Here is a 26184-nt window from a genome sequence, read left to right on the forward strand (position 1 = left end):
CGAAAAATGTGAAAAGAATAAGAAAAATCTATGCCAGCCTTTCTTTCAAGGCCACCGGCAATTCCGGCATGGCACCGCTCTGGGTACATACATAGGCAGAGACTTCCACCGCCAGTTTATGGGCATCGGGCACCTGCTTCCCGCTGAGAATGGCAGCGGTGAAGGCTGCCGTGAACGAGTCACCGGCTCCAACGGTGTCCGCCACCGGTACCTTGGGCGTCTCCTGGAAGGAAACCACTCCCGGAGTGAACACATAGCTGCCGTTCGTTCCGCAAGTCAAGATAAGCATCTTCAGGTTATATTTAGCCAGCAGAATCCAGCATTTGTCCTGCAAGTCGATGCCCGGGTAGCCGAAAATACGGCTGATGGTCACCAGCTCCTCATCGTTTATCTTGAGGATGTTGCAGCGGCGCATGGATTCGCAGAGTATCTCTTTGGTATAGAACCCTTGGCGGAGATTGATGTCGAATATCTTCAGTTGCCCCTCCGCATCGGGCATCGTGTCGAGAAAACGGTTGATGGTGATGCGGCTTGTTTCACTGCGTTGCGCCAAAGAGCCGAAACATACGGCACGCGTGTTCAGTGCCAGACGCTTCAGTTCGTCGGTAAAGGGAATGTTGTCCCAGGCCACGCCTTCTTTTATCTCATAGCACGGCACGCCCACGGCATCGAGCGTCACCTGCACCGTTCCCGTGGGGTAAGGCACGCGCTCAATCTGCGTGCGCAGCCCCTTCCGGGCGAACACATCCAGAATCTCGTCCCCATCCGCATCGGCACCTACGGCACTGACCACACGGCTGTCGAAACCAAACTGCGATGCATGGTAAGCAAAGTTTGCCGGAGCACCGCCTATCTTCTTTCCTTCGGGGAGGCAGTCCCACAGAGCCTCGCCCATACCTACTATTATCTTATTCATAATATTATATTGTTTAATGAATGATATATTTTATTCACGGCAAACTCAATGTCCTACCCACTGCAAACCTAATAAAAAAGTTCCTAACTATAGAATGAAAAGTTGCCAATTATCTATTAAAAAGTCTCTAAGAACTAAGGATTATCTCTATCCCAAGGCTTGGGATAGACATCCGCAACCTTGGGACAGATATCCGCAGCCTTGGGATATGTGTCCGCAGCCTGCGAACAAAGATTACCGCTTCATACGCAGCATATAGAAGAACAAGTACACTACCCCTACCGTCATCACAGCCACGGCACCGCTTTGTCCTACAGCATCACTTGCCAAGCCCATTGCTATCGGAAATACCGTACCGCCGAAGAGCCCCATAATCATCAAACCGGAAACCTCGTTCTTCTTTTGTGGCATAGCAAGCAACGCCTGAGAGAAGATAACCGGAAAGATGTTCGAATTGCCGAAACCGATAAGGGCAATGCAAATGTATATCATTGTCTTTTCATGGAAAACGAACAACCCTACCATCGCAGCCAACATACATAACACGCTGATGCCGAAGAAGGTTCGGGGAGCCATCTTCTGAAGAATGAAGGCGCCGAGAAAGCAACCCGCCGTGCGGAAAATGAAGTAAAGGCTGGTGGCAAAGCCGGCATCGGCCAGCGTCATGCCCAGACGCTCCATCAGGATTTTGGGCGCTGTGGTATTCGTACCTACATCAATGCCCACATGGCACATGATGCCCAGGAAGCAGAGAAAGATAAACGGCTTGCCCAGCAGGGCGAGGCACTCCCCGAAGGTGGAAGGGCGTCCCTCTTCCTTTTCCTCGCGGATGGAAGTACCGCTCAGCCAGAGAATGGCAATCACCGCAATAACCATATAGACCGGGAACAGCACCCTCCAGCCCATGCCCAGAGACGGAATGGCCTGCGTAGCTCCCCACATGGCGATGTATGGAGCCAGAAACGAAGCAATGGCTTTTACAAACTGTCCGAAGGTGAGCGTACTTGCCAGCCGCTCGCCGCTTACGATATTGGAAAGCAGCGGGTTGAGCGACGTTTGCATCAGCGCATTGCCGATGCCCAGCAATGAGAACGAGAGCAGCATCAGCACGTAGCCGTCTCCGAAAACCGGGAGAAGCAAAGAGGCAAACGTGATGACAAGGCTGAGAAGCACCGTCTTCTTGCGTCCGATGCGGTTCATCAGCATACCCGTAGGTACGGAGAAGATGAGGAACCAGAAGAACACCAGAGACGGGAATATGTTGGCTTGCGAGTCGGTCAGGTTCAAGTCGGCCTTCACGTAGTTGGAGGCGATGCCCACCAAATCCACAAAGCCCATGGCGAAGAAGCAAAGCATGACCGGAAAGAGCTTTGCCAAGGAAGAATTCTTAGTATTTTCCATGCTGAAGATTATTATCTGTTATTTTAATCCGAGTTTGTACACAGTAAACGAGGTGACATTGCAGCTTCCACCTTTAGCATAGAAACTGATGCGGTTGTAAGGTTCCGACGGGAATACAAGATTTGTCATGGCAAAACGTCCGTCGTTGCCAAACGCTTCAATGCTCGACTTGTCTACGAACAAGCGGAGTTTCATTTCATTGCCACCCTCGACAGGAGCCACGGTCACTGCAGGGAAGTCCTTGCTGAACGACACCTCACCACTCTCGGTACGGTCCATGGTGAACGTCTTTTCCGCCAGGTTATAGTACATCTCCACCTCCTCGCCTTTCGAGTTAAAGAGCTGGAATCCTATCACATCCGCATCCTTGTTCTTGATGGTCATTTCGATTTCATACGTTCCGGAATTGTCATTCAGCAGTTTGTCCAGATTATACGTGCGGTCTACCTTGAAAGCACGCTTCTTGCTGCCTTTATCCCTCAGTTTCAGCAATTCGGGAGACGGGGTTACCTTTACATAGGTTTCACCCTCCGAGGTATAGAGCGAAAGGTCGCGCGGCACGGAGTTGGCACTACGGTATTGGCGGGTGGGCACATCGTTGGCATATTGCCAGTTGCTCATCCATGCCAATGCAATGGCACGTCCTGCAGGAGCATTGCTCCAAGTGACAGTTGCATAATGGTCTTTTCCCCAGTCCATCCATTTCGTCACTGCGGGAGACTCGTTCACGAATCTCTTTCCGTCAAATGTCCCCACGAAATATTGTGTGGCAGAGCCACCGAACGGTCCACCCGGATTGAGGTTACAGACGAGTACCCACTTCTTCAGTTCCGTACCTTCAACCGGCAGTTCAAGCAGGTCGGGACACTCCCAGACTCCGCCGTGAGCACCTTGTCCTTCACCGAATTTGCTCTCCAGCGTCCAGCTCTTCAGGTCGGCAGAAGAGTATATCTCCATTTCCTGCCCTACGGCAAGAACCATGATCCATTTCTTGGTATCTTCGTGCCAGATGACTTTAGGGTCACGGAAGTCGCGCTGCGTGGAAGTCAGGATGGGATTTCGCGCATACTTCTTGAAGGTCTTTCCGTTGTCAAGGCTATAGGCCATGCTCTGCACTTGGCGGTCGCTTGCCGATGTATAGAAAGCAATGACGGCACCGGCACCGAACCCGGCCGTATTATCCTTGTCGACAACACAAGAGCCACTGAAAATTGTTCCCAGCGCATCGGGCGAAATAGCATCTCCGTGATGTTCCCAAGTGACGAGGTCCGTACTGGTGGCATGTCCCCAATGCATGTTCCCCCACATGGAGCCGTAGGGATTATGCTGGTAGAACAAATGGTAGACCCCGTCTTTGTAGAACATTCCGTTAGGATCATTCATCCAACCGTAAGCCGGGCTGAAATGATACACCGGACGGTACTTCTCCCGGTTCGAAACATCGAATTCATCCGACAGTTTCATTTCTTCCCAGCATAAGGCCGAATCCGGAATAAGCTGGAAGTTGAAAGAGAGATGTTTATTATCGAAGCCGGTCAAATCGACCGGAACAAAATAGTCAACCTTATTGACTGCCAATCGCACGTTCATACTGCGTACAACATCATTGTCCGCTATCATATACAATTTTGCCTCCGGAGAAGCCTCTTCCACCGGCAGCAGCAAAAACTTCTTCTGCTCGTCAATTTGGACGATACTCTGTCCGTCACCCAGATGTTTAATCACGAAAGGAGGATTTATGGCCTGGCATGTGAAGACAGCCACGGTAGTTCCTAATATAAATACGGTAAGCGTCCTTCTGATTGTCCGCCAAAAGTCTTTTAAATGAATCATGTTTCTGTTGGTATTAAATTAATTATGTTTTTCTAGCATGCAAAGATACGCCACCAAGCAGCAGGAGACTATCTTTTTTGTTTCAAAGCATACTACAAATGTTACATTCCATCCTTAAAAAGGTATCTGTATGTCACTGGGGAACATACATAGAATTCAATTCATGAATTGTCAACTGTTTCAACTTTGTTTGTCCGCCTTCAACTGATATGGTGACAGAAGGAGTGTTTTTTTCAATCAGATGATAGAAAGCAGCAGACAGTGCTCCTTGATTGACGAAGATTTCTACAGAAGCAATATCCGACAATATATCCAATTCAATTCTTCCTTCATTGGGCTTTAGCACCATCTGCTTCAAGGTTTCCCCATTCTCTTTCTCAACAGTGAGTATCTGTTTGACAGAATCGTAAATCAAATTCAAACCATTAATATCAAAAGCCAATATCTGCGCATCAACACTATCTACAGCAAAACCCGTTTTCAGATAGAAGGCAGGAGTATTCAACTTTGTCGTGAAACAATTCTTTTCTTCAACTACCAGACTCTTCCAGATGTACTTTCTCCCATATAATAAAGCGAGTTCATTTACCGGCATACTTTTTAAGACATATCCTTTATCAACCCGATGTAATGTTAATTCACGCGGAAAGGACATTTGTTGATTGAAAGGCATATCCGGGAAATTACTTCCGTTCATCCATGCTATTTGTATTCTTCGGTCATCTGGTGCATTACTATATGTTTGAACCGCATAATAGTTTGTACCACTATCCATTTTTACAGGTTTCGTCTCAGTCCGAAAACGATATCCATCAAAACTCCCAACCAAATAGGTACTGTTCGCCCCGGTAAAGACCCATTTCCGGACAGTAGGTTCATTGGTTACGGACATTTCAAAAAAGTCGGGACACTCATCCGCCCCCTCTAATTTAAAACGGTCCGTTTCAGTCCAATCCATCAAATTGGGAGATGAAAAGATAGCATACTCCTGCTTATCCAAGTACAATACCATAATCCATCTGCCAGTCGGCGTATGCCACGTCACCTTAGGATCACGATTGTACCTGACCAACGTGGGAAGTACCGGATTACCGGAAAAAGTAACCCAATTACGCCCCTTATCCAAACTATATCCTATACTTTGTGAATGTTGCAAATGCCGGGTGTGATACCCGAATCCACCTGCCGAAGTATAAACAGCAACCAATACTGTATCTCCATTTTGTTGACACCCCAGCGTATTCTTTTTATCAACAACTACCGAACCGGAAAAAATAGGTCCCAACGAGTCCGGATGTAATACATCCCCCAACTCAGTCCAATGTGCCAAATCCCGGCTCACAGCATGCCCCCATGTCATATTACCCCAAATACAGCCATAGGGATTATGCTGATAAAACAGATGCCACTCCCCTTCATGCCAAACCAGACCATTCGGATCATTCAGCCATCCCCGGCGAGAAGTAAAATGTACTTTAGGACGTAACGGTTCTTTATAAAACAAGTTCTCTTCCTTAGGAGTTTCAGAACAAAAGCATTGATTCAAAGCTTGCTCTACATTAGGACTCTTACTCGCCTCTATCCGTAATTCTTGCCCAATCCAATCCTTGACCTCCAATGTAACCCAATAATCAGGTTCATCGCCGCCAAGCTCCACTTCCATATTACGTACCATTTTATCACCAATCCATATATCCATCTGTTCTATAACCGCTCCCATCTTTACCGGAATATTCAAATAACGGTGAGTTACCAACATTCTTTTCGCAAAAATTTCTTTTTCCAATTTGGTATCAGACTGGTAGAAACAGTCGGCATTGATAAATCCCCAGCCCTCTTTTGATTGGTCCACTAAAACAATCCGGGCATTTTTTCCCATATATTCAGCAACATCCCAAGACTCATATTCCATGACACGTCTATTATACCCCGTACTTCTTTTCACCTCCTTTCCATCAATCCAAAGGGCTACATACTCCCGCTGATAATCAACACCCCCACCTATCAGAAAATTAACATATCTGCGTTCTATCCTGAAAAGAGGTGACTTCAATACACCGGTACCGGCATCTCCATTGACAAAGCTAGAAGCCATCCGATTTCCTTCAAACCTATTATCCCCCCATATTGACAAACGTTCCATAGAAACTGGTGAATTGCCAAAAGCATTTCCTTCCAATATCCAGTTTCCAAAAGTATCTCCTTCAAAATTATCTATCAGTAAATCATCCGGACGTAGTGCCATGTGAATATTTTGTGCCTGCATACTACAAACAGTAGCCAGTAGTAAAAGTATCAGTATCCTCTCTTTCATAATATCATTGTTTTTTCATAAGTTGTATAGCATCTAATCCAAACAAATTCTTCTCCTCAACAGCTTTTGGGTTAGCTCCTGACAAAGATATTTTCAAAGTCAATGCTCCACGCACCGGACTATAGCATCCTAAAGAAATAGGGTCAGAAAGAGTAACTTTTGTATCATATCCATCCCACTTTATATGTGTATCTTGTCCATTTACGGAAAAAGAAACTATGCCATAATCAGGAGCTTTCGTGGCATACACCACCAGTTGATAAGGACAGTCTTCCAATTGATTGAACTCAAACTCTACAGAATCACCCGGTTTTCCACCAATACACAAGAGTTGGGTTCCTCCACTCCATTGCCCGTCAACGAAACCAAGCATACTCTGCTTGTCAAAATGAATGGATGGAGAAGAGGCTATTGGAGTTGTTTCCTCAAATTCTATGCTATTTTCTCTTCGATATTTAGATAAATCGCCGGGAACGGGTAGCAAGTCTTGGGCTGCTTCCTCAAGTCCTGAAGTATCAACAGCTTTCGCTCCCATATCTCCATACCAGTAAACGGTAGTTGCATAATCTACAGTTCCCCTTACCCAACTCAACAATTCAATGTCGAAACGCAATAATGAAGAAAACGGTATACCGTCCAAATTCCTTGTACGGAAGAATGTATTATAACCGTGAGAACTCGCCTGGTCGGCACGGGGTGCGCCACCAAAAGGCGTTTGGAATATTACGACCGGAGCCCACGAACTATTGTAGTAATCTTCTGTTCCGGTACCGAAATGCGATGGAAAAACATCATCATCTACCCATATCTTTTCATCCCCTTCTCCGTACCAGGCACGCGAATGGTTATACAGAGTCAGGACATCCCCTTTGTATATGCCTCGTCCGGTCAATGTGGCAAAGTTCCACTCCCGGCAATTTGCATCATCATCCGGACGCTCATAAACCGGAAGTCCGGTCTGCTGGCGCCAGGAAGCATGGAAATAGAGGGAACGCCCTCCCCATGGCAAAGGTGCCGTTCCCACTTCCATACTCACGTCTGCAGTGTGTGCGGAGATATTTTGTAACAATAGTCTGCCTTCTGTCTTGTAGGGCATCAGCCAGCGGCTCACCACCTTGCCTTGTCCGTCTGCAGACAAGAACCAGCTATCAACAGCCGGAGCACCCATACCCCCTCCCGAATAATCCGAAAGAGGAACCCAAACCGTAGACCGGCCGTCAAAATCAGCCTTAAATATAAGATTGCGCATCAGTTGGGCATAAGCCGTAGAATCTGCATTCGCGAGCTGGAAACTGATTTCATAAACCGCATTTTCCCCTTGCGGCAGGTCAATCCACAAAGAATCGCCCGGCTGGAGCACCTGCCGCTTCTTGTCCACCTGCAAACCGGAACGGGATGCAGGATGCAGCAAGGCATCATCTACCTCTGAAATCTTTTTACCGACGCGGGCTACGGATGCCGCAGAGAAGGTTTCCACAGAAGTTCCTTCGGGATACTTGCGATAATTGATGTGATAGTATTTGGGAGTAGGCGCAATGCCCGGTTCGTCTTCAAATGTAATTTTACAACTCCGGGCAAAAGGGATGGGCAGGAAAAGAGTATTGCCGCCTTTCCCGTCCGGAGTATAGCTGGTGTGGGGTTGAAGCAGTCCCCTACCCAACCTGGGTATTCCGAAACGCATCAAATCATAGGCAGGAACTATCCATCCGGGAGTACTTTCGCCATCAAAATAAAATCTCCAAGTCCCACGCTTGTCAACTGTGGTTATCCAGATACGGGTAATAGCTCCAGGGCCCTTTTCATCGAACATCACACGTTCCACTCTCCCATCAACCGTATCCGTACAGACAATGCCATAGCCATCATTGTTGGCAAACCATCCCGGCGAATCGGGAGACACGGAGGAGCGGTCATAACTGCTGACTTGCAGGCAACGATATGGCACCAGCGGATAACGTGCGGATTCTTCTACAGATATCATTTCATCCAGCAAAGAGTCCAAAGTCACTTGTGCCGTATCCTTCACACAAGAGGCCATCAAAGGCAAAAGCAGCAATGCAAACAATAAATTCCTCATCTCCATATTGATTTAAGCATCCAGGCATCCAACTCCATCTTCGTCCCCTTCTTCTGCGCAAAAAGTTCGATACCGGTTTGAGCCTCGCCCGGATAGGTTAATAATGTGAATACATCCTTCCCGTCATTGGCAAAGATTTCAATACTCGATTTGTCTACAAATATATGCAAACGTATCTTATTATCTACCGGTTCCACCCTGGCATATGCCATACGGCTGAATTTAGGAATCTGCACATCGGAGCAATGGGTGCGGTCAATCACCAGATTATGTGAATCCGTATCATAGCTGACCACCACTTTGCGCCCTTCACCCACACACAAATTCAAGCCAAAGGTGTTGGATACGTCAGTAGAAAACGAAGCATCGAGTTCGTAGACATTCTCATCGGGAACAAAGCCGGGTAACCTCTGTGTTCCCACCGATAAAGCACGTTTCACCGATGCAGGCTTATGGCGAAGTGTTTGCAACTGTTCCACCGGTTTCTGCACCAGCCTCACGCCTTCCTTGTATGTCTTCAGTTCCAGATTACGGGGAATGGACCAGAAGCCCTTCCCATACTTCGATGGAGCTACCGGTGCATAGTCCCAGGTTGCAATCCAGCCCATCGAAATTTTGGAATCCAACGTTCCGTCAAAATCCTGAAATGTGCGGGATGCATAAAAGTCCAGCCCTTTGTCCACATATAGAGGCTCTGCAGGATGGTTCTCCATCAGCTTAAAAGAAGTGCCGTCGAAGTCTCCTATAAAATATTGTTCTTGCGCCCAGTTTACAGATACGACCATCACCCACCTTTTCTTGTCAGAATCCCCGTCAACCGGCAACTGGAATAAATCCGGGCACTCCCAAGACTTTTCACTGTCACCGGCAGGGCCAAAATCACTGGTCCAAGTCCAGCTCTTCAAATCAGGAGAGGTATAAAACTTTATTTTCTTCTCCAGGGCCTTGGCTACAACCATCACCCATTTTTGGGTCGGCTCGTGCCAGAAGACGGTAGGGTCCCTGAATTCCGTACTCCAAAGGTCCAGAACCGGGTTACCTTCATAATAATGAAATGTCTTTCCGTCATGACTGAAAGAGATGCCCTGCGCCTGTTTCTTGGAGTCCTTCTCAAAAACGGTGTAAGCCGCCACATAAGCCCCCTTGCCGAAGCCGGCCGTGTTGTTCTTGTCTATGACCGCAGAACCGGTGAAGTAACTGATATTGTCATCCGTTCCGGTCATGGCATAAGGGGTTATCTGTTGGTAATGTACCAAATCTGTAGATTCGACTTTGCCCCACCAGTACATATGATATTTACCCTGATAGTACATGAATCCCGAGGGATCACCAATCCATCCCTTCTCCGGACTGAAATGATACTGAGGACGATACGGCTCTTTGTATAAACTGTCTGAATTCATTTGTGCACCGGCAGACAATGTTCCTGCCAATAAAAGTGCACCCAATATAGCTGGTATCTTCATTTTCTGTATTTTCATTAAAAGTTCATCTTTACCTTTACATCTTTCAGTTTCCAAACTTCGGCAGCAACTTCCGTTGTTTTTCCATCAGAGAATAGCTCCAATAGCGTACTATTTTCTTTCAAAGGGAAGATTCTTGTAGTGAACGCATCTTCGTTATTAATAAATCCTTCCACTACAGAACCGTCAATAAACAAACGAATCTCCACCGGTTTAGCAGTATCCAACCGATAATGATCCTTACGAATCTTCAAAGGAATGTGTGCACGCAAGGAAGAATGCGTCTGGTCCACAATAAGTTCCTCCTTCTCCACATCATAATAAATCAGGCTATATTCGCTATTATCCGGATTCTTACACAATGTAAATCCAAACCGTTTTGCGTCACCGGGATAAAAAGTCGCCTTGACTTCAAGCTGATGTTCCCTTCTGCTCACAATGCACGGTTTCGCAGCAGTCAATGCCTGTCTGGAATAAACCGTCGGTTGTTCACGCAATTGTTTCATCACGGGATGGGGTGTTTGGCATAGTTTCCCATCTTTCAGCTGCCATCTTCTGGGCATACTGTAGAGATGTGCCCATCCTTGTTCATAAGTGGCCTCCCCTCCTATTTCATCGGGTATAATGGCAATGGCAGCAACATCCCCTTCCGGAGTCTCAACAACAGAGGGGGACAGCAAGCGATTGATGACCTCCAGATTTTGAGGGACTGGGTTGTCCGGTATAAACTTTTCATTCTTGAAATCTCCTATCCAATACTGGCAACGCGCAGGTATGCCTTTATGAGGAACCCTATTCACCAAAAGAACATATTTGCCGCCCATCTTCTTAAAGACCGGCATTTCCCAGAAAATACCGGAGTCATCCACTTCCGGATTGCCCTCAAACAGCAAATGTACAAAATCCCATCTCTTCAAGTCCGCCGATTTATAAAGCAGCAAAGCCCCGTGGGGTGTATCGGTCTGCTCAATGCCGAAACCGATAATCATATACCAGACATCACCCTCTTTCCAAACATACTGGTCACGCATGTCCGTACGGGTATATCCGGCAGGCTTCTCGGCAATAACCGGATTACCCGCATATTTCTCCCATTCTATCAACGCAGTATCTTTTGGAAAAGCAATACCCACTCCCATCTTGTCTCCACCGGCTGTGTATATCAGCTGGGGGATACCGTCATCATTGATAACAGCATGCCCGGACCATATTCCATTCTTGTCATAAGCAGCATCAGGAGTCAAAGCCGGCTTTTCCTCCGTCCAATGAAGCATATCGGGACTGCTGAAATGTCCCCAATTTATCTGTCCCAGGAAGATTGCAGAAGCATTCTTCTGATTGAATATATGATATTTACCTTTATAAAGAAGTAAACCATGCGTCTCATTCGTCCAGTTGGCAGCCGGCAACAGATGATAGCGAGGACGGTTGAAGTCCTTCGCAAAACGGGTTTCCGGAATAGCCAAAACCGGAGTCTTCTTCAATCCTAAGGCAATCTCGTCTCTCCATGCAGACGAATCATCGGAAAAGGGAGTGAGGCTTATCCCGTCAATCAACCCGTTTATAGCCGTAACATCGTACATCCAAACCTTCTTTTCCCTGAAATCCTTACCTACCCGAAACATCATTTCACCATCCTGCAAGTTCCGGGGCCATACCTCTGCACTCATCCTCTGTCCATTCAGGCAAACCGATTCATTACTCAAATCAAGGACCACATGCAGCCACTTGAAACGGTCGACTTTTGTCTTTAATGAACAGTAAGAGTATGAGCCATTCTGCCCCATTCCCAACAGCAGCTCACCATAACGGTCTACACATACCGCTACAGATGTTCCTGCCATGTCTCTGATTCCCATAAAGGCAGCAGTATCCGTCGGATAAGATTCCAGAGCAAACCATCCGGACAACGACGAAACATCTCCTTCCGTGGTTGTATCCATCCAAGTGGAATACCCGTCTGTACGAAGGGCTTTACCTTCGACTCCGGTAACAAATTCTGGTATTTCCTTTATAGTGTACAAATTCAACAATGACTTACCGTCACAGGAAAGTAAGGGGTCCTGCCCGTCAAACGACCATGTTTTTTGAGCAAAAGCTGCATTCAAAGAAAGCAATAGACAGCCTAATATAGAATAGGCAAAGTTTTTCATAATAAAAGATTGTTTAAAGGAAAAGAGGGAAACAAACGTTTCCCCTCCCTTACGTTTTTATTTCAAAATATAATTAGTTGAACGGAGCATAACCGGGATTCTGTACATACTTGCCTCCAGAAAATCCGTATTGATTGTTCGGAACCGGATAATACTCATCCTTTCCACCCGTAAAGTGCGCATTGGCATAATAAATGCGATTGTCCGACTCCGCGGTAATGTACTTGTTCATGGTTGTTTCCACTATGCCCCAACGGACTAGGTCGAAGAAACGTTCACCTTCCAAAGCCTTCTCCAGACGTGTTTCCCAACGGAGGGCCTGACGGGCATAATCCTGATTCCAGACATCAGCAGGATAAGGATTGACAAGGTAGTTGGCCGCATATTTGGAATGGTCGTTGAAATCCTTTACATAGGCGCTGTTCCGGGCACGATTGCGTATCTGATTAATCAAATCACGGGCAGTTTCGAGTCCATTGCCTTCATTGAGTTCAATAAGAGCCTCAGCTTTCCAAAGAAGAATATCCGCGTAACGTATAATCTGCCAGTTCAACTGTGAAGCCCCCCAAGGCCAGCCATTAAACATATCACTACTTTCCGGAGAAACCCAGAAGCGCTTCGCGCAATTATAGCCATAAGTTTCCTTATCACGCACCCATCCTTCACATGGTTTGTCCGGGTAAGTTTTCCAAGTTATAGTAGGACGGCCCACAACAAAATCGAGACGCGGGTCTACATTGGGAGTCGTGTTTTGTAAAGTATAAACCCCATTGTTCAATACCGCCCAACTATAATCAGACTTTGACTGATAATTAAAATCGGGCAGACCGTTTGCATCTGTCTGATAAGCATTAATCAGGTCTTGGCTGGGCAGGAAGAAACCGTCACCTCCGTAAGGGCTGCCTCCACCCGGAGAATTCAACAGATTGCTCCAATTGATGCGGCCGGCACTTTCGGTACCGTCATTCATGGAATATTGAATGGCAAAAACAGACTCTTTACCGTTTTCATTAGCTACTAAATCCAATCCCTGGAAATCGTCAAGCAAACCGTAACGATTGCTGGCAGTCACCTGGTCGCAAAGCGAAACGACTTCCCTCAGCAGCTCTTTATTGATGGAAGTTACGGCATGCGTAGTCTCATCTTGCTGATACGCCTGGTACAGCTTGATTTTAGCCGCATAGGCCAGTGCTATGTATTTATGAATACGCCCTACCTCCGGCTGTGATGCAGGAAGCTGTTCGGCGGCATCAAGCATCTCCTCGGCCAGCATACTCAGAATCTCGTCACGGGTAAACTCATTGTTCGGAATATCCGGATATTGGGAAATCTCAACGTTCTCATCAAAATAAGGTATCTTGTTGAAAAGGCGGCTTAATTCAAAATAATAATGGGCACGAAGCACTTTCATCTCCGCAATACGGGATACACGTCCGTTCACCTGCTCATCTGTTGCAGCATTCAGTACGCGCAATGCAGAGTTACAACGCTGTACACTGCAATATAGATGATACCACTTGCTGTCCAAGAATCCATTGGTTGCATCCATATCAAATGTCTCCATACGGTGCACTTCATTAAGGTCACCGACACCGCCACCGCCTTTATAGGCATTATCCGAACGTACCTCACCATAGGTCCAATTGGAAGTAGGATGACACCATACACTCCAGCTCTGTCCCTCGGGACCACCCAAAGCTGCATACGCGGCATTCACCAAAAGGTCGGCACCTTCTGTAGAAGTCATAATATCTTCGTTCAAGCTACCCTGGGGCTTCAAATCCAGGAAACGGTCTTCATTACAACTTGCAGTCATCAGCGCTACTGCGCCAAGTATATATAAATGTTTCAATTTCATAATAGTATAGTTTTAAAGTTTAGAAACCAAATGATAATCCCAAAGAGAACGTACGGGGCAGCGGATAAGGATAGCCCAGCCCTTCAGGGTCGGCACCCGTATAACCGGTAATCGTAAACAAATTCTGAGCCTGGAAATAAATGCGTGCATGACGCATCTTCATCTTGTCGAGAACTGCTTTAGGAAGCGTGTAACCCAATGTCAGGCTTTTCAGCTTGATATACGAACCATTTTCAATATAGAACTCAGAAACTTCGTGCTCATTGTTGCTGTTAAGGGTGGTCAAAGCAGGTACACTGCTATTGTAAACACCCGTCTTTTCAAAGTTCTCGTAAGCATGCATGGCATCGAGCAGGCGGGTAGAGTGATTACCGGTCCAGCACTGGAACAAATCCGTATAATATTTGGAGTTGTTATAGGCATCACGAATCATACCGTTGAAGAACATGCTGAGGTCAAAGCCTTTCCAAGATGCCCCAAGATTCAGACCTGCAATCACTTTCGGATTGTCAGAACCCAACCATACACGGTCGTTCGTATCAATCGTACCGTTACCGTCAGCATCCACGTATTTGATACGTCCTACTCCGGGAGCGCCAAACTGTACATTATATTTGGATTTATACTCATCCACCTCCTGCTGGGTACGGAACACTCCATCTGTCTTGAAGCCCATCCATGAACCGAACGGTTGGCCAACCAAAGTCTTGTCAACACCATTACCGCCACCGTAAGTATAGTAAATTTCTTCCGTCAGCTCCGTCACTTCATTTTTGTAATATGAAAGGTTGAATGCTACATTATACTGAAAATCCTTTACCTTATCATTCCAAGTCAATGCCATCTCGAAACCTTTATTGTTCATCGTACCACCATTATACCAGCAGTAACCACCCTCGCCAATGACAGCAATATACGGTTTCTCCACAAGCATATCACTTGTCTTCTTATCAAAATAATCGAGAGAAGCGCTCAGGCGTCCGTTCAAGAAAGCGGCGTCCACACCGATATTGAGTTGTCTTGTACTCTCCCACTTCAAATCAGGATTGGTAGACCTCACTTTGTAGCCACCGGGGGCCAAAGTCGTTCCATCACCGTTCATGTTGTAGCTTGCATCCTTCAGACTAATCAAGTATTTAGTATAGGGGGCCTCATTATCAATAATATCGTTACCATTGATACCCCATGAAGCACGTAGTTTCAAATCTGCCAACCAATTCTTGGTCGCTTCCATAAACTTCTCACTTGAAATGCGCCAGCCTGCCGACACTGAAGGGAAGTAATCAACGTTATTACCCTTTGCCAAGCGGGAAGAAGCATCACGGCGTACTGTAACAGAAGCCAGATACCGTCCTTCATAATCATAGTTCACTTTACCAAAGTAAGATACCATGCCATAATTGGAAGCACCGGCACCTACATTCTTACCGGCAGTCACACCGTCGAGATAAATATAATCTTCATCTTCTACAGCCAGTCCCGTACCATAACCGAACATGGATTCCGAATGATTCTTCTTGGCCTCTGTACCAAGAAGTGCAGTCAGATTGTTCTTTCCAAATGCTTTGCTATAAGTCACGGTATTAGTCCATACCCAATCCAGTCTTTTGTTGGATGATTGAGTCAGCTTATTGACCTCATCGCGTGCCCATGCCGGCTCAAAAGTTTTGTTGGTTTCATCATAATAATTCATACCGAAATTGGTTTTCAGCACCAGGTTCTTAATCGGTTCAATTTCAAGGAATGCATTACCAAAGATACGCCAATAATCATGTTTGTTCTGTTTTTCATTCTCCAACAAACGTGCCATATTGGGGGCATCACCCAAAACATCATTGATGGCATCGTTATAATTACCATTCTCATCATAAACCGTCTTGGCAGGATGCTGTTTGATGGCATTCTCATCTACACCGGCCGGACTGAGGGTCTGTGTCCAACGATTGATGGCAACGTTCTCGCCGATGCGCAAGCGATTGTCAAGATAATGATAGTTAGAACTGATACGGGTATTGATTCGCTGGAAATTCGTATTCTCTACCAGACCGTCATGATCGAGATAGTTCAACGCTAACGAGAAGGCACCATTGTCAGAGCCCTTTGAAAGTGTCGCACTGTAATTCTGCATCAAGGCAGTGCGATAAACCACATCGCGCCAATCCGTATCAACGGCATGTACTTTAGCTCCATTCAGGCCGATATAGTCCTGAAGTTGGGGAGTTGCACCATTACCATATATTTCGCTACTTGGCGTAGCTCCATTATTGGCATACTTATAAGCCGACCAATAAACCTGGCCCCACTCATCTGCATTCAACATATCAAAACCACATTGATAGGTCTGCAAAGTCAACGACATATCAAAATCCACACGGGTCTCCCCTTTCTTGGCACGCTTGGTAGTAATGATAATCACACCATTGGCAGCCTGTGCACCATAAATAGAAGCGGAAGCGGCATCCTTCAATACCTGAATGGATTCTACATCATTGGAAGAAAGGATAGACGAGATGTTCTCACGGGTCATCACACCGTCAATGACATAAAGCGGGGAATTGGCATCATTTCGGAAAGATGACTTACCACGGACCAATGTAGAAGTATTTCCACCGCCCGGTGTGCCATCAGTCGTAATGTTCATACCGGCAACACGTCCCTGCAAGCTCGACAACACATTTCCCGTAGGAATATCTGCTACATCCTTCATCTTGACCACAGCCACCGAACCAGTCAAACTAGCCTTCTTCTCGGACATATAGCCGGTCACTACTACTTCATCAATCAACTGGGAATCTTCCGTCAACTCAATGCGTAAAATGGGCTGTGCCTTTACTGTAACGGTTTTATATCCTATATAGGATACAGACAATGTGGCACCGGAAGCTACAGACAGAATGAAATTTCCGTCAATATCCGTAATTGTTCCATTACTGTTGGAACCTACTTCCATGACAGAAGCACCGATAATGGATTCACCACTCGATTTTTCAACGACAGTACCTTTTACCTGGACTTGCTGGGCAAAGGAAGAGATGCCCGCAAAGAGAAGCACAATTAGTGTGCAAAGCCTGAGACTAATGCTTTTCAACATATCTATCAATTTAAAGTTAATAATAAACCAATTCTGCAATTGAGTTTTGTGTCAGCAAAATTAAGCGAAACCAGAATTTGCACCTATAACAAATGTTACGAAAGGTGGTATTTTTGATACATCCCCTTTCTAAAGGTATTCTACGCGTGTTTTTTGCTAAATAAACTTTAGCTTTAGCAGCAAATTAATAGAAAAGAATGAAAACAATATGGGAGCAGATGCTAATTGCACCAGCTCTCATAGTATACTCTCTCAGAATCAAAAACGAAAAGCAAACTGTTCCGCACACCGGTATCCTTCTTCATAAAGCTCCGTCAGCTTCTTGATGTCACGCTCGATGCGGTCTACCACTACCGGCTTTTGTGGACGGATCACAACGATTTCCCCGGCGGCTTCCATCCGTTCCACCTGCTCCAACTGTTGATTATAGACAATGCTGCGGCGGTTGATGGCTTCACGCAATAGCGGATATTTCTTATATATAAAAGGTGGAACCTTCGTTCCCTGAATTTCCTTACGGTACCCATGATTGCGCGTCAACACCACCACATTATTGGTAAATCCATCCTGACGGGCACGCATCAAAGGGATACTGTCCACAATACCTCCATCCAGCATCGGGATGTTGTCCACGTAGGTAATGGGACAGACAAACGGCAGACTGCTCGAAGCACGCACAATATCAATGACGCGCTCTTTACTCCGCTTCTCCTCAAAATAGTTCGCTTCGCCCGTCTCGCAGTTGGTAGTTACCATCACATAGCGTTCGGGACAATGAAAGTATGCCTCGTAGTCGTAGGGAAGTATGTGTTCCGGAAACTCCTGGAACAACAAGTCGAAATCCATGATATTCCGCTTCTTCAACAGATACTTCAATCCGATGTAATTGTATTTTTCCAGCAAGTCGATATTGCTGTACTTGGCACGCCCGCGCTGACCGGACATATAAGAAAGTCCGTTGCAGGCTCCGGCACTGACGCCGATGGTATAGGGAAAGCGAATGCCACGATCCATAAAGCTGTCGAGCACACCGCAAGTGAAGACGCCGCGCATACCGCCGCCCTCCAAAACAAGACCGCTATGGTCGTCGATACGTATTATTTTCTCCATAAGTGTCAGAATTAACGCTCCAAAGATAGCTTTTGTTTACGATATTCTATCTATATTTGCAGTTGCAACTATAAATCTATAACATTTTAATTATGATGAAGAAATCAATACTGATGGCTGCATTGGGTTTATTAAGTTTAAACACAATAGCACAAGACACTCCGAAAGAGGAAGGTTTCATTTTTACAACCGTAAAAGAAAATCCTATCACTTCTGTTAAGAACCAAAACCGTGCCGGTACATGCTGGTGCTATTCCGGACTGGCATTCATCGAATCCGAACTGCTCCGCATGGGCAAAGGCGAATACGACTTTTCTGAAATGTTTATCGTACACAACACCTATCTGGACCGTGCCGACAAGGCAGTGCGTACACATGGTGACGTTTCGTTCTCACAAGGCGGTTCGTTCTACGATGTAATTTATGGTATGAAAACTTTCGGTCTGGTGCCCGAAGAGGAAATGCGTCCGGGCGTTATGTATGGCGACACGCTGAGCAACCACACCGAATTGACAGCCGTATCTGATGCCGTAGTGGCAGCCATTGCCAAGGGAAGACACCGTAGCCTGCAAGCAGACAAGGAAAATAACCCGCTTTGGAAGAAGGCCATCACTGCCATCCACGACATCTATCTGGGCGAACGTCCCGAGAAGTTCACCTACAAAGGCAAGGAATATACTCCGAAGTCTTTCTATGAATCTACCGGACTGAATGCAGATGACTATATCTCACTGACTTCCTATACCCACCATCCCTTCTACCAGCCGTTCGTCCTGGAAATACAAGACAACTGGCGTTGGGCTTCTTCCTACAACTTGCCTATCGACGAGTTGATGGAAGTGTTTGACAACGCTATCAATAAGGGTTACACCATTGCATGGGGTAGTGACGTAAGCGAACAAGGCTTCACACGCGACGGTATAGCCGTAATGCCCGATGCAGAAAAGGTGCAAGAACTGAGCGGTTCGGACATGGCACACTGGCTGAAAATGAAACCCGAAGAAAAGAAACTGAACAGCAAGCCTCAACCGCAGAAGTGGTGCACACAAGAAGAGCGCCAGCTGGCATACGACAACTGGGAAACTACTGACGACCACGGTATGCTGATTTACGGTATAGCCAAAGACCAGGAAGGCAACGAATACTATATGGTAAAGAACTCTTGGGGTGAAGCCGGAAAGTACAAAGGACTGTGGTATGCTTCCAAAGCTTTCGTGCGCTATAAAACAATGAACATCATTGTGCACAAGGATGCACTGCCTAAGGATATTGCCAAGAAACTGGGTATTAAATAAATAAAAGAAGGAGATGCAGTTTGATGCATCTCCTTTTTCAATTCTTACCAAATCCTACAGATATCTTCCACAATCTGCGGAACCGTCAACCGGTTCTTCTTCAACTGCTCCTCCACATCGTAACGGTCGATAAACTCTTTCTTCACACCATAGTTCAGTACCTTCATATCCGACGGACCGTAATAACGGGCAATCTTCTCGCCAAAGCCACCGTCCAGCACTCCGTCCTCAAGAGTAATGACCAGTGTATGGTCGCGCTTCAGGTCATCGAGCAAAGCCTCGTCCACACCCGTGATGTAGCGAGGATTGACAAGCGTGGCATCCACTCCTTTCTCTTCCTTCAACCGGGCAGCCACGGCTTCGCCCAACTGATAGAAAGAGCCCAGTCCCAATATGGCGACCTTCTCTCCACGATGGGACACCTCATAACGGTTCAGCGTCTTGCCGTAATCCTTCTCCGGTTCTACATTCCTGCGGACAACCCCATTGGCCGGCACGCGAATGGCAACCGGATGTTCCGTTTGACGGATGCCCCACTCCAGCATTGCCATATACTCCTCACGACAAGTAGGTGCCAGATAAACCATATTCGGAATATTACCGATGACCGGAATATCAAAAAGACAAAGATGGGTAACATCATTCATACTCGATAAGCTTCCCCAGAAGACAAGAATCAGTGCAGGATTATTGTTGATGCAAAGAGCCTGGGACAACTGGTCGTAGGCGCGCTGGATAAAGGTGCTGTAGACCCCGAATACCGGTTTTCCACCTCCGGCAGCAATGGCAGAAGCCATGGCAACAGCCTGCTCTTCGGCAATGCCCATATCGATGAACTGCCGCCCTGCCTCCTTGCGGCGCTCCGGTGTAAAGCCAAATACCGTAGGTGTACCTGCGGTGATGCCCACCACAGTCGGGTCTTTCTTCATCTCCTGCAACAAATAACCGGCGGTAAGGTCGGCATAGTCTTCACCCTCTCCAGACTCACCGGTCAGATTGCCGGTTTCAAGGTCGAACGGAACACTGTAATGGAAACGTTCTTTTTGCTCTTCTGCCAATTTGTATCCCTTACCTTTCAAGGTATTGATATGTACCACAACCGGATGCTTCTTGTCCTTCACTTCACGGAAAGCCTCTATCAATTGCTCCACGTCATTGCCATCCTTCACATAGAGATAATCATATCCCATTGCCTTAAAATAGTTGCAGGGAGCCTGCCCCTCCGTTTCGCGTAACTGTTGCAGATTGCGGTATAGCCCGCCATGATTCTCGGCAATGGACATCTGGTTATCGTTGACAATGACGATGAAGTTCGTGCCCAGTTCGGCACCTACATTCAATCCTTCGAAGGCTTCACCTCCACTCAACGAGCCATCGCCGATGACGGCAATCACATTACCCGCCTCCCCCTTCAGGTCACGCGCCTTGGCAAGTCCGCTTGCCAGACTGACGGAGGTAGAGGTATGCCCAATGACGAAGAAGTCGTGCTCGCTTTCCGACGGTTCGGAATATCCGGAGACTTCGTCATACTCGTCCGCATTCATAAACGCTGCCCGGCGGCCTGTCAATATCTTATGGGTATAACTTTGGTGAGACACGTCATAGACTATCTTGTCCGTTGGTGAATCGAACACGTAATGCAGGGCTATGGTGGCTTCTACCATTCCCAGGTTGGGACCTACGTGTCCTCCGTGGGAGCTTAACTTGTTTAACAACACCTGGCGGATTTCTCCACCCAATCCGTTCATTTCGCTGACTGATAACTTTTTCACGTCAGCAGGGGAATTTACTTTTTCAATATACATATTCTATAATAACATTTAAGTAGCAATGCTTGTTTATCCGATGCTGCCCGTTATGCAGACCTCATCCAGACGCTGCAAAAGTACAGAGGAAACGGGAACGGAAAGGTAGATAAATTACCGGTTTTATTACCTTTTTTACAGATATAGAGCCAACTGATATTTGCGCAAAATCCCTCAACTTGTGCATTTTTCACCCCATTTTCTTGTCAAACCCAACTCTTTCCGTAAATTTGCAGGCTAATAATGAGTTAACCGGCCAATTTCAGTAGCAGGATTCTACTACTCCTATTCCCGGTACTGACATACAAAGAAATACTAATACTAATAATTAATAGCATGAGTTTGAAAATTGTTGTATTGGCAAAACAAGTTCCCGACACGCGCAACGTTGGGAAAGATGCCATGAAAGCCGACGGAACCATCAACCGCGCGGCACTCCCTGCCATCTTCAACCCCGAGGACCTGAACGCTCTTGAACAGGCTCTCCGACTGAAAGATGAACATCCGGGCTCCACCGTTACCATCCTGACCATGGGACCGGGACGTGCAGCCGAAGTTATTCGTGAAGGACTTTACCGTGGTGCCGACAACGGCTATCTGCTGACCGACCGCGCCTTTGCAGGTGCCGATACGCTTGCCACTTCGTATGCCCTTGCCACAGCCATCAAGAAGATAGGCGACTATGACGTCATCATTGGCGGACGCCAGGCCATCGACGGTGATACCGCCCAAGTAGGCCCGCAGGTTGCCGAAAAGCTGGGGCTGACGCAAGTGACCTACGCAGAAGAGATTCTGAACGTGGATAAAGCCGCCAAGAAGATTACCGTGAAACGTCATATTGACGGTGGTGTGGAAACCGTTGAGGCTCCCCTGCCCATAGTCATCACCATAAACGGAAGTGCCGCTCCCTGCCGCCCGCGCAATGCCAAACTGGTGCAGAAGTACAAACGCGCCCTCGGTGCCCAGGAAAAAGCTGCCATCACCAAGGAAGGCGCTGAGCTTGCCTACGCCGGCCTCTACGAGAAATATCCCTATCTGAACATCACGGAATGGAGTGTTGCCGACGTGAACGGCGACCTTGCACAATGCGGTCTGAGCGGTTCGCCTACCAAGGTGAAGACCATTCAGAACATCTCATTCCAGGCCAAAGAAAGCAAAACGCTGACGGGCAGCGACAAGGATGTGGAAGATTTGATTGTTGAACTGTTAGCTAACCATACGATAGGATAAGATTATGAATAATGTATTTGTATATTTAGAGATAGAAGGCACAACAGTTGCCGACGTCAGTCTCGAACTCTTGACCAAAGGTCGTAAATTAGCCAATCAGTTGGGCTGTCAACTGGAGGCAGTTGCTGCCGGCAACAATCTGGCAGGCATTGAAAAACAAGTATTGCCCTTCGGAGTAGACAAACTCCACGTATTCGACGCTCCGGGCTTGTTCCCCTATACTTCCCTTCCCCACTCCTCTGTCCTCATCAATTTGTTCAAAGAAGAAAAGCCGCAAATCTGCCTGATGGGCGCCACCGTTATCGGTCGCGACCTCGGCCCGCGCGTTTCTTCCGCTTTGACCAGCGGACTGACTGCCGACTGTACCTCACTGGAAATCGGCAACCACGAAGACAAGAAGGAAGGCAAGGTTTACGAGAACCTGCTGTATCAAATCCGTCCCGCATTCGGCGGTAACATCGTTGCCACGATTGTGAATCCCGAGCACCGTCCGCAGATGGCAACCGTTCGCGAAGGCGTGATGAAGAAAGAGATACTGGACGCTGACTATAAGGGCGAAGTCATCAACCACGACGTTGCCAAGTACGTGCCCGAGACGGATTATGTGGTAAAAGTCATCGACCGCCACGTAGAAAAGGCAAAACACAACCTGAAAGGCGCTCCCATCGTGATTGCCGGCGGCTACGGCATGGGAAGCAAGGAAGGTTTTGACATGTTGTTCGAGCTTGCCAAAGAACTCCATGCAGAGGTAGGCGCCAGCCGTGCTGCCGTCGATGCCGGTTATGCCGACCATGACCGCCAGATTGGCCAGACCGGTGTCACTGTCCGCCCCAAACTGTATATTGCTTGCGGCATCAGCGGACAAATCCAGCACATTGCCGGTATGCAGGAAAGTGGTATTATCATCTCCATCAACAATGACGAGAACGCTCCCATCAATACGATTGCCGACTATGTCATCAACGGTACGGTGGAAGAGGTTATCCCGAAGATGATAAAATATTATAAATCACACAGTAAATAACAATAAAGGTAATCATGAAAGGGCTGATTCTTATATTTGTTCTTCTTTCAGGTATATCTTCCGCTATCGCTCAAGAAAAGCTCTGGTTGGACAAGAATTACCAATGGACGGACGACTCCATCCAGGCAGTCAAGTATGCTCTTGTTTCCAAGATAAACAAGAAATGCATCAAGGTGGAAGAGTATGCTTTGGAAGGACAAAAGAAGGATGTCTGGCATTTCTCCGAATACAAAAGCAATCCCCGCAAAAGGATAAGGGAAGGCCTGCATACATCATTCTATGCAAATGGCAAGGACAGCCTGACAGAAGTATATAGAGACAACCGCCTGGAGGGGCAGACCATGGTGTATTATCCCGACGGTGCCATACATCTGGCCCGGAGCTACAGCGATGGTAAACTTGACGGAACACTCCTGCAGTACTATCCCGACGGGAAACTCCGTAGAGAGGAACACTATTCAGAGAATCAGTGTACCGGTGGAAAGATGTTCGACGAGCACGGAACTGAAATGGAACATCAGCCGTATTTCGTGTTTCCATCCTTCCCCGGCGGAATAGAGAACCTTATGAAACTGGTGGCCAATGTTACCAAATATCCGGAAGACGCCTGGAAACAAAAGGCGGAAGGAAGGGTAATCCTGCGATTCGTTGTAGACGAAGAAGGCAAGATGACCCATCCCAAAATTCTCCAGTCCGTGCGCTATGACATCGACAAAGAAGCCATACGCGCTTTCGAGGCCATTGCCGACGTCTACCGCTGGTCGCCCGGCTATCAGGACGGAGAGGCCAAGCGAGTGAAATTCACCATACCCCTATACTTCAGAATACCTAAATAACCAAGAAATTATGGCAAATTTTTATACCGAAGTTCCCGAATTGAAGTATCATCTGAACAACTCGATGATGGAACGTATCTGCGAACTGAAAGAACGCGGTTACCAAGACAAAGACAAGTATGACTATGCCCCGCAGGACTATGCGGATGCTATGGACTCTTTTGACAAGGTACTTGAAATCACCGGAGAGATTACCGGAGAGATTATCGCTCCCAATGCCGAGGGCGTGGACGAAGAAGGTCCCCACTGTGCCAACGGCCGTGTGGAATATGCCAGCGGCACCAAGCAGAACCTCGACGCCATGGTAAAAGCCGGATTGAACGGTATGACCATGCCGCGCCGTTTCGGTGGCTTGAACTTCCCGATTACTCCGTACACCATGTGTGCGGAAATCGTTGCCGCCGCCGATGCCGGTTTCGGTAACATCTGGTCACTGCAAGACTGTATCGAAACGCTCTACGAATTCGGTAACGAAGACCAGCACAGCCGTTTTATACCGCGTGTCTGCGCCGGAGAGACCATGTCTATGGACCTGACAGAACCGGATGCCGGTTCCGACTTGCAGAGCGTAATGCTGAAAGCGACCTATGACGAGGCCAACAACTGCTGGCGCCTGAACGGCGTGAAGCGTTTTATTACTAACGGTGACGCCAATCTCCACCTCGTACTGGCACGTTCAGAAGAGGGTACCAAAGACGGACGTGGCTTGTCCATGTTCATCTACGATAAGAATGAAGGCGGTGTAGACGTGCGCCGCATCGAGAACAAGCTGGGTATCCACGGCTCTCCCACCTGCGAGCTGGTTTACAAGAATGCAAAGGCAGAACTTTGCGGCGACCGCAAGCTTGGTTTGATTAAATACGTTATGGCTTTGATGAACGGTGCCCGTCTGGGTATTGCCGCACAGTCGGTAGGCCTTTCACAAGCTGCCTACAACGAAGGTCTGGCTTATGCCAAAGACCGCAAGCAGTTCGGCAAGGCTATCATCGAATTCCCGGCTGTATATGACATGCTGGCTATTATGAAAGCCAAGTTGGATGCAGGACGCTCCTTGCTGTACCAGACTTCCCGCTACGTTGACATCTACAAAGCGCTGGACGACATTGCTCGCGAACGCAAACTGACTCCGGAAGAACGCCAGGAACAAAAGAAGTATGCCAAACTTGCCGACGCCTTCACTCCGCTGGCAAAAGGTATGAACTCTGAATATGCCAATCAGAATGCTTACGACAGCATCCAGATTCACGGCGGTTCGGGCTTCATGCTGGAGTATGCTTGCCAACGTATCTATCGTGATGCACGTATCACTTCTATCTACGAAGGTACTACTCAGTTGCAGACCGTAGCTGCTATCCGCTATGTAACAAACGGCTCATACTCTGCCACCTTGCGCGACTACGAGCAAGTGCCGTGCAGCGAAGAAATGCAACCGTTGATGGACCGCATCAAAGAGATGACCAACAAGTTCGAAGCCTGCACCAATGCGGTGAAAGAGGCACAGAATCAGGAATTGCTGGACTTCGTGGCACGTCGCCTCTATGAGATGGCTGCGGTATGTATCATGTCGCACCTCATCATTCAGGACGCGACAAAGGCTCCCGAACTGTTCGGCAAGTCGGCTCTGGTGTATGTGAACTACGCAGAAGCTGAAGTGGAAAAACACTTTAACTTCATCCGTAAGTTCAAGGCAGAAGAGCTGGAAAGCTACCGCAAATAAATGCATTGCTTGGACAAGGCAAATATAGCGGGCACCGGAGTTTAGCTACTCCGGTGCCCGC

16 protein-coding genes are annotated in these 26184 nt (G+C 47.3%); 5 read left to right on the plus strand and 11 right to left on the minus strand.

The window, feature by feature from the left end:
* Nucleotides 1-28: 28 nt before the first annotated feature.
* The 10 genes from DWY55_RS01465 to DWY55_RS01515 all read right to left on the minus strand — a co-directional run bounded on the left by DWY55_RS01465 (nucleotide 29) and on the right by DWY55_RS01515 (nucleotide 18216).
* Nucleotides 29-916: a carbohydrate kinase family protein gene (locus DWY55_RS01465; protein WP_005826288.1), complete on the minus strand. Its 888-nt coding sequence runs from the start codon at nucleotides 914-916 to the stop codon at nucleotides 29-31.
* A 234-nt stretch (nucleotides 917-1150) separates the two neighbouring features.
* Nucleotides 1151-2317, minus strand: coding sequence for an MFS transporter (locus DWY55_RS01475; RefSeq protein ID WP_005826285.1), 1167 nt, complete (start codon nucleotides 2315-2317; stop codon nucleotides 1151-1153).
* Between the two features lie 18 nt (nucleotides 2318-2335).
* Nucleotides 2336-4150: a GH32 C-terminal domain-containing protein gene (locus DWY55_RS01480; protein WP_005826284.1), complete on the minus strand. Its 1815-nt coding sequence runs from the start codon at nucleotides 4148-4150 to the stop codon at nucleotides 2336-2338.
* Between the two features lie 133 nt (nucleotides 4151-4283).
* Nucleotides 4284-6464 carry a glycoside hydrolase family 32 protein gene (locus tag DWY55_RS01485; protein ID WP_005826283.1) on the minus strand — a complete coding sequence of 727 codons (2181 nt, stop codon included), beginning with the start codon at nucleotides 6462-6464 and terminating at the stop codon, nucleotides 4284-4286.
* Nucleotides 6465-6468: 4 nt separating this feature from the next.
* Complete coding sequence (locus tag DWY55_RS01490; RefSeq protein WP_227212870.1) at nucleotides 6469-8502, minus strand: glycoside hydrolase family 172 protein; 2034 nt, start codon at nucleotides 8500-8502, stop codon at nucleotides 6469-6471.
* A 35-nt stretch (nucleotides 8503-8537) separates the two neighbouring features.
* Nucleotides 8538-10022: a glycoside hydrolase family 32 protein gene (locus tag DWY55_RS01495; RefSeq protein ID WP_117877943.1), complete on the minus strand. Its 1485-nt coding sequence runs from the start codon at nucleotides 10020-10022 to the stop codon at nucleotides 8538-8540.
* The gene (locus DWY55_RS01500; protein WP_005826278.1) at nucleotides 10022-12157 is read right to left on the minus strand and encodes a glycoside hydrolase family 32 protein; all 2136 of its coding nucleotides are present in this window, start codon (nucleotides 12155-12157) and stop codon (nucleotides 10022-10024) included. Before DWY55_RS01500 ends, DWY55_RS01495 begins: the two co-directional genes overlap by 1 nt.
* A gap of 73 nt (nucleotides 12158-12230) precedes the next feature.
* Nucleotides 12231-14015, minus strand: coding sequence for a RagB/SusD family nutrient uptake outer membrane protein (locus tag DWY55_RS01505; RefSeq protein ID WP_117877941.1), 1785 nt, complete (start codon nucleotides 14013-14015; stop codon nucleotides 12231-12233).
* Between the two features lie 19 nt (nucleotides 14016-14034).
* The gene (locus DWY55_RS01510; RefSeq protein ID WP_061411206.1) at nucleotides 14035-17106 is read right to left on the minus strand and encodes a SusC/RagA family TonB-linked outer membrane protein; all 3072 of its coding nucleotides are present in this window, start codon (nucleotides 17104-17106) and stop codon (nucleotides 14035-14037) included.
* Between the two features lie 258 nt (nucleotides 17107-17364).
* Nucleotides 17365-18216 carry a patatin family protein gene (locus DWY55_RS01515; protein WP_008663962.1) on the minus strand — a complete coding sequence of 284 codons (852 nt, stop codon included), beginning with the start codon at nucleotides 18214-18216 and terminating at the stop codon, nucleotides 17365-17367.
* A 95-nt stretch (nucleotides 18217-18311) separates the two neighbouring features.
* Between DWY55_RS01515 and DWY55_RS01520 the strand changes: the two genes are divergently transcribed.
* The gene (locus DWY55_RS01520) at nucleotides 18312-19511 is read left to right on the plus strand and encodes an aminopeptidase C (protein ID WP_034525503.1); all 1200 of its coding nucleotides are present in this window, start codon (nucleotides 18312-18314) and stop codon (nucleotides 19509-19511) included.
* 44 nt (nucleotides 19512-19555) lie between these two features.
* On the opposite strand, the gene DWY55_RS01525 is transcribed toward DWY55_RS01520, so the two are convergent.
* Nucleotides 19556-21316, minus strand: coding sequence for a 1-deoxy-D-xylulose-5-phosphate synthase (locus tag DWY55_RS01525; protein WP_117877939.1), 1761 nt, complete (start codon nucleotides 21314-21316; stop codon nucleotides 19556-19558).
* 336 nt (nucleotides 21317-21652) lie between these two features.
* On the opposite strand from DWY55_RS01525, the gene DWY55_RS01530 reads away from it, so the two are divergent.
* Genes DWY55_RS01530 through DWY55_RS01545 form a run of 4 tightly spaced genes read left to right on the plus strand, consistent with a single transcriptional unit; the run spans nucleotide 21653 to nucleotide 26123 of the window.
* Nucleotides 21653-22546, plus strand: coding sequence for an electron transfer flavoprotein subunit beta/FixA family protein (locus tag DWY55_RS01530; RefSeq protein ID WP_120177976.1), 894 nt, complete (start codon nucleotides 21653-21655; stop codon nucleotides 22544-22546).
* 4 nt (nucleotides 22547-22550) lie between these two features.
* On the plus strand, nucleotides 22551-23570 hold the full coding sequence (locus tag DWY55_RS01535; protein ID WP_005826260.1) for an electron transfer flavoprotein subunit alpha/FixB family protein: 1020 nt from the start codon (nucleotides 22551-22553) through the stop codon (nucleotides 23568-23570).
* Between the two features lie 14 nt (nucleotides 23571-23584).
* Complete coding sequence (locus tag DWY55_RS01540; RefSeq protein WP_044468029.1) at nucleotides 23585-24406, plus strand: energy transducer TonB; 822 nt, start codon at nucleotides 23585-23587, stop codon at nucleotides 24404-24406.
* A gap of 10 nt (nucleotides 24407-24416) precedes the next feature.
* Entirely contained in the window at nucleotides 24417-26123 is a 1707-nt protein-coding gene (locus DWY55_RS01545) for an acyl-CoA dehydrogenase family protein (RefSeq protein ID WP_005826256.1), read from the plus strand.
* Nucleotides 26124-26184 lie beyond the last annotated feature (61 nt).

The sequence above is a fragment of the Bacteroides sp. AF25-38AC genome (genome assembly GCF_003602995.1).
Classification (GTDB): Bacteria; Bacteroidota; Bacteroidia; order Bacteroidales; family Bacteroidaceae; genus Bacteroides; species Bacteroides uniformis.

What these genes read in the sequence shown, in the direction of transcription:
- DWY55_RS01465 (WP_005826288.1), bottom strand. Translation starts at nt 916, where the DNA reads ATGAATAAGATAATAGTAGGTATGGGCGAGGCTCTGTGGGACTGCCTC.
- DWY55_RS01510 (WP_061411206.1), bottom strand. Translation starts at nt 17,106, where the DNA reads ATGTTGAAAAGCATTAGTCTCAGGCTTTGCACACTAATTGTGCTTCTC.
- DWY55_RS01480 (WP_005826284.1), bottom strand. Translation starts at nt 4,150, where the DNA reads ATGATTCATTTAAAAGACTTTTGGCGGACAATCAGAAGGACGCTTACC.
- DWY55_RS01540 (WP_044468029.1), top strand. Translation starts at nt 23,585, where the DNA reads ATGAAAGGGCTGATTCTTATATTTGTTCTTCTTTCAGGTATATCTTCC.
- DWY55_RS01520 (WP_034525503.1), top strand. Translation starts at nt 18,312, where the DNA reads ATGAAGAAATCAATACTGATGGCTGCATTGGGTTTATTAAGTTTAAAC.
- DWY55_RS01475 (WP_005826285.1), bottom strand. Translation starts at nt 2,317, where the DNA reads ATGGAAAATACTAAGAATTCTTCCTTGGCAAAGCTCTTTCCGGTCATG.
- DWY55_RS01495 (WP_117877943.1), bottom strand. Translation starts at nt 10,022, where the DNA reads ATGAAAATACAGAAAATGAAGATACCAGCTATATTGGGTGCACTTTTA.
- DWY55_RS01505 (WP_117877941.1), bottom strand. Translation starts at nt 14,015, where the DNA reads ATGAAATTGAAACATTTATATATACTTGGCGCAGTAGCGCTGATGACT.
- DWY55_RS01500 (WP_005826278.1), bottom strand. Translation starts at nt 12,157, where the DNA reads ATGAAAAACTTTGCCTATTCTATATTAGGCTGTCTATTGCTTTCTTTG.
- DWY55_RS01530 (WP_120177976.1), top strand. Translation starts at nt 21,653, where the DNA reads ATGAGTTTGAAAATTGTTGTATTGGCAAAACAAGTTCCCGACACGCGC.
- DWY55_RS01490 (WP_227212870.1), bottom strand. Translation starts at nt 8,502, where the DNA reads ATGGCCTCTTGTGTGAAGGATACGGCACAAGTGACTTTGGACTCTTTG.
- DWY55_RS01525 (WP_117877939.1), bottom strand. Translation starts at nt 21,316, where the DNA reads ATGTATATTGAAAAAGTAAATTCCCCTGCTGACGTGAAAAAGTTATCA.
- DWY55_RS01545 (WP_005826256.1), top strand. Translation starts at nt 24,417, where the DNA reads ATGGCAAATTTTTATACCGAAGTTCCCGAATTGAAGTATCATCTGAAC.
- DWY55_RS01515 (WP_008663962.1), bottom strand. Translation starts at nt 18,216, where the DNA reads ATGGAGAAAATAATACGTATCGACGACCATAGCGGTCTTGTTTTGGAG.
- DWY55_RS01485 (WP_005826283.1), bottom strand. Translation starts at nt 6,464, where the DNA reads ATGAAAGAGAGGATACTGATACTTTTACTACTGGCTACTGTTTGTAGT.
- DWY55_RS01535 (WP_005826260.1), top strand. Translation starts at nt 22,551, where the DNA reads ATGAATAATGTATTTGTATATTTAGAGATAGAAGGCACAACAGTTGCC.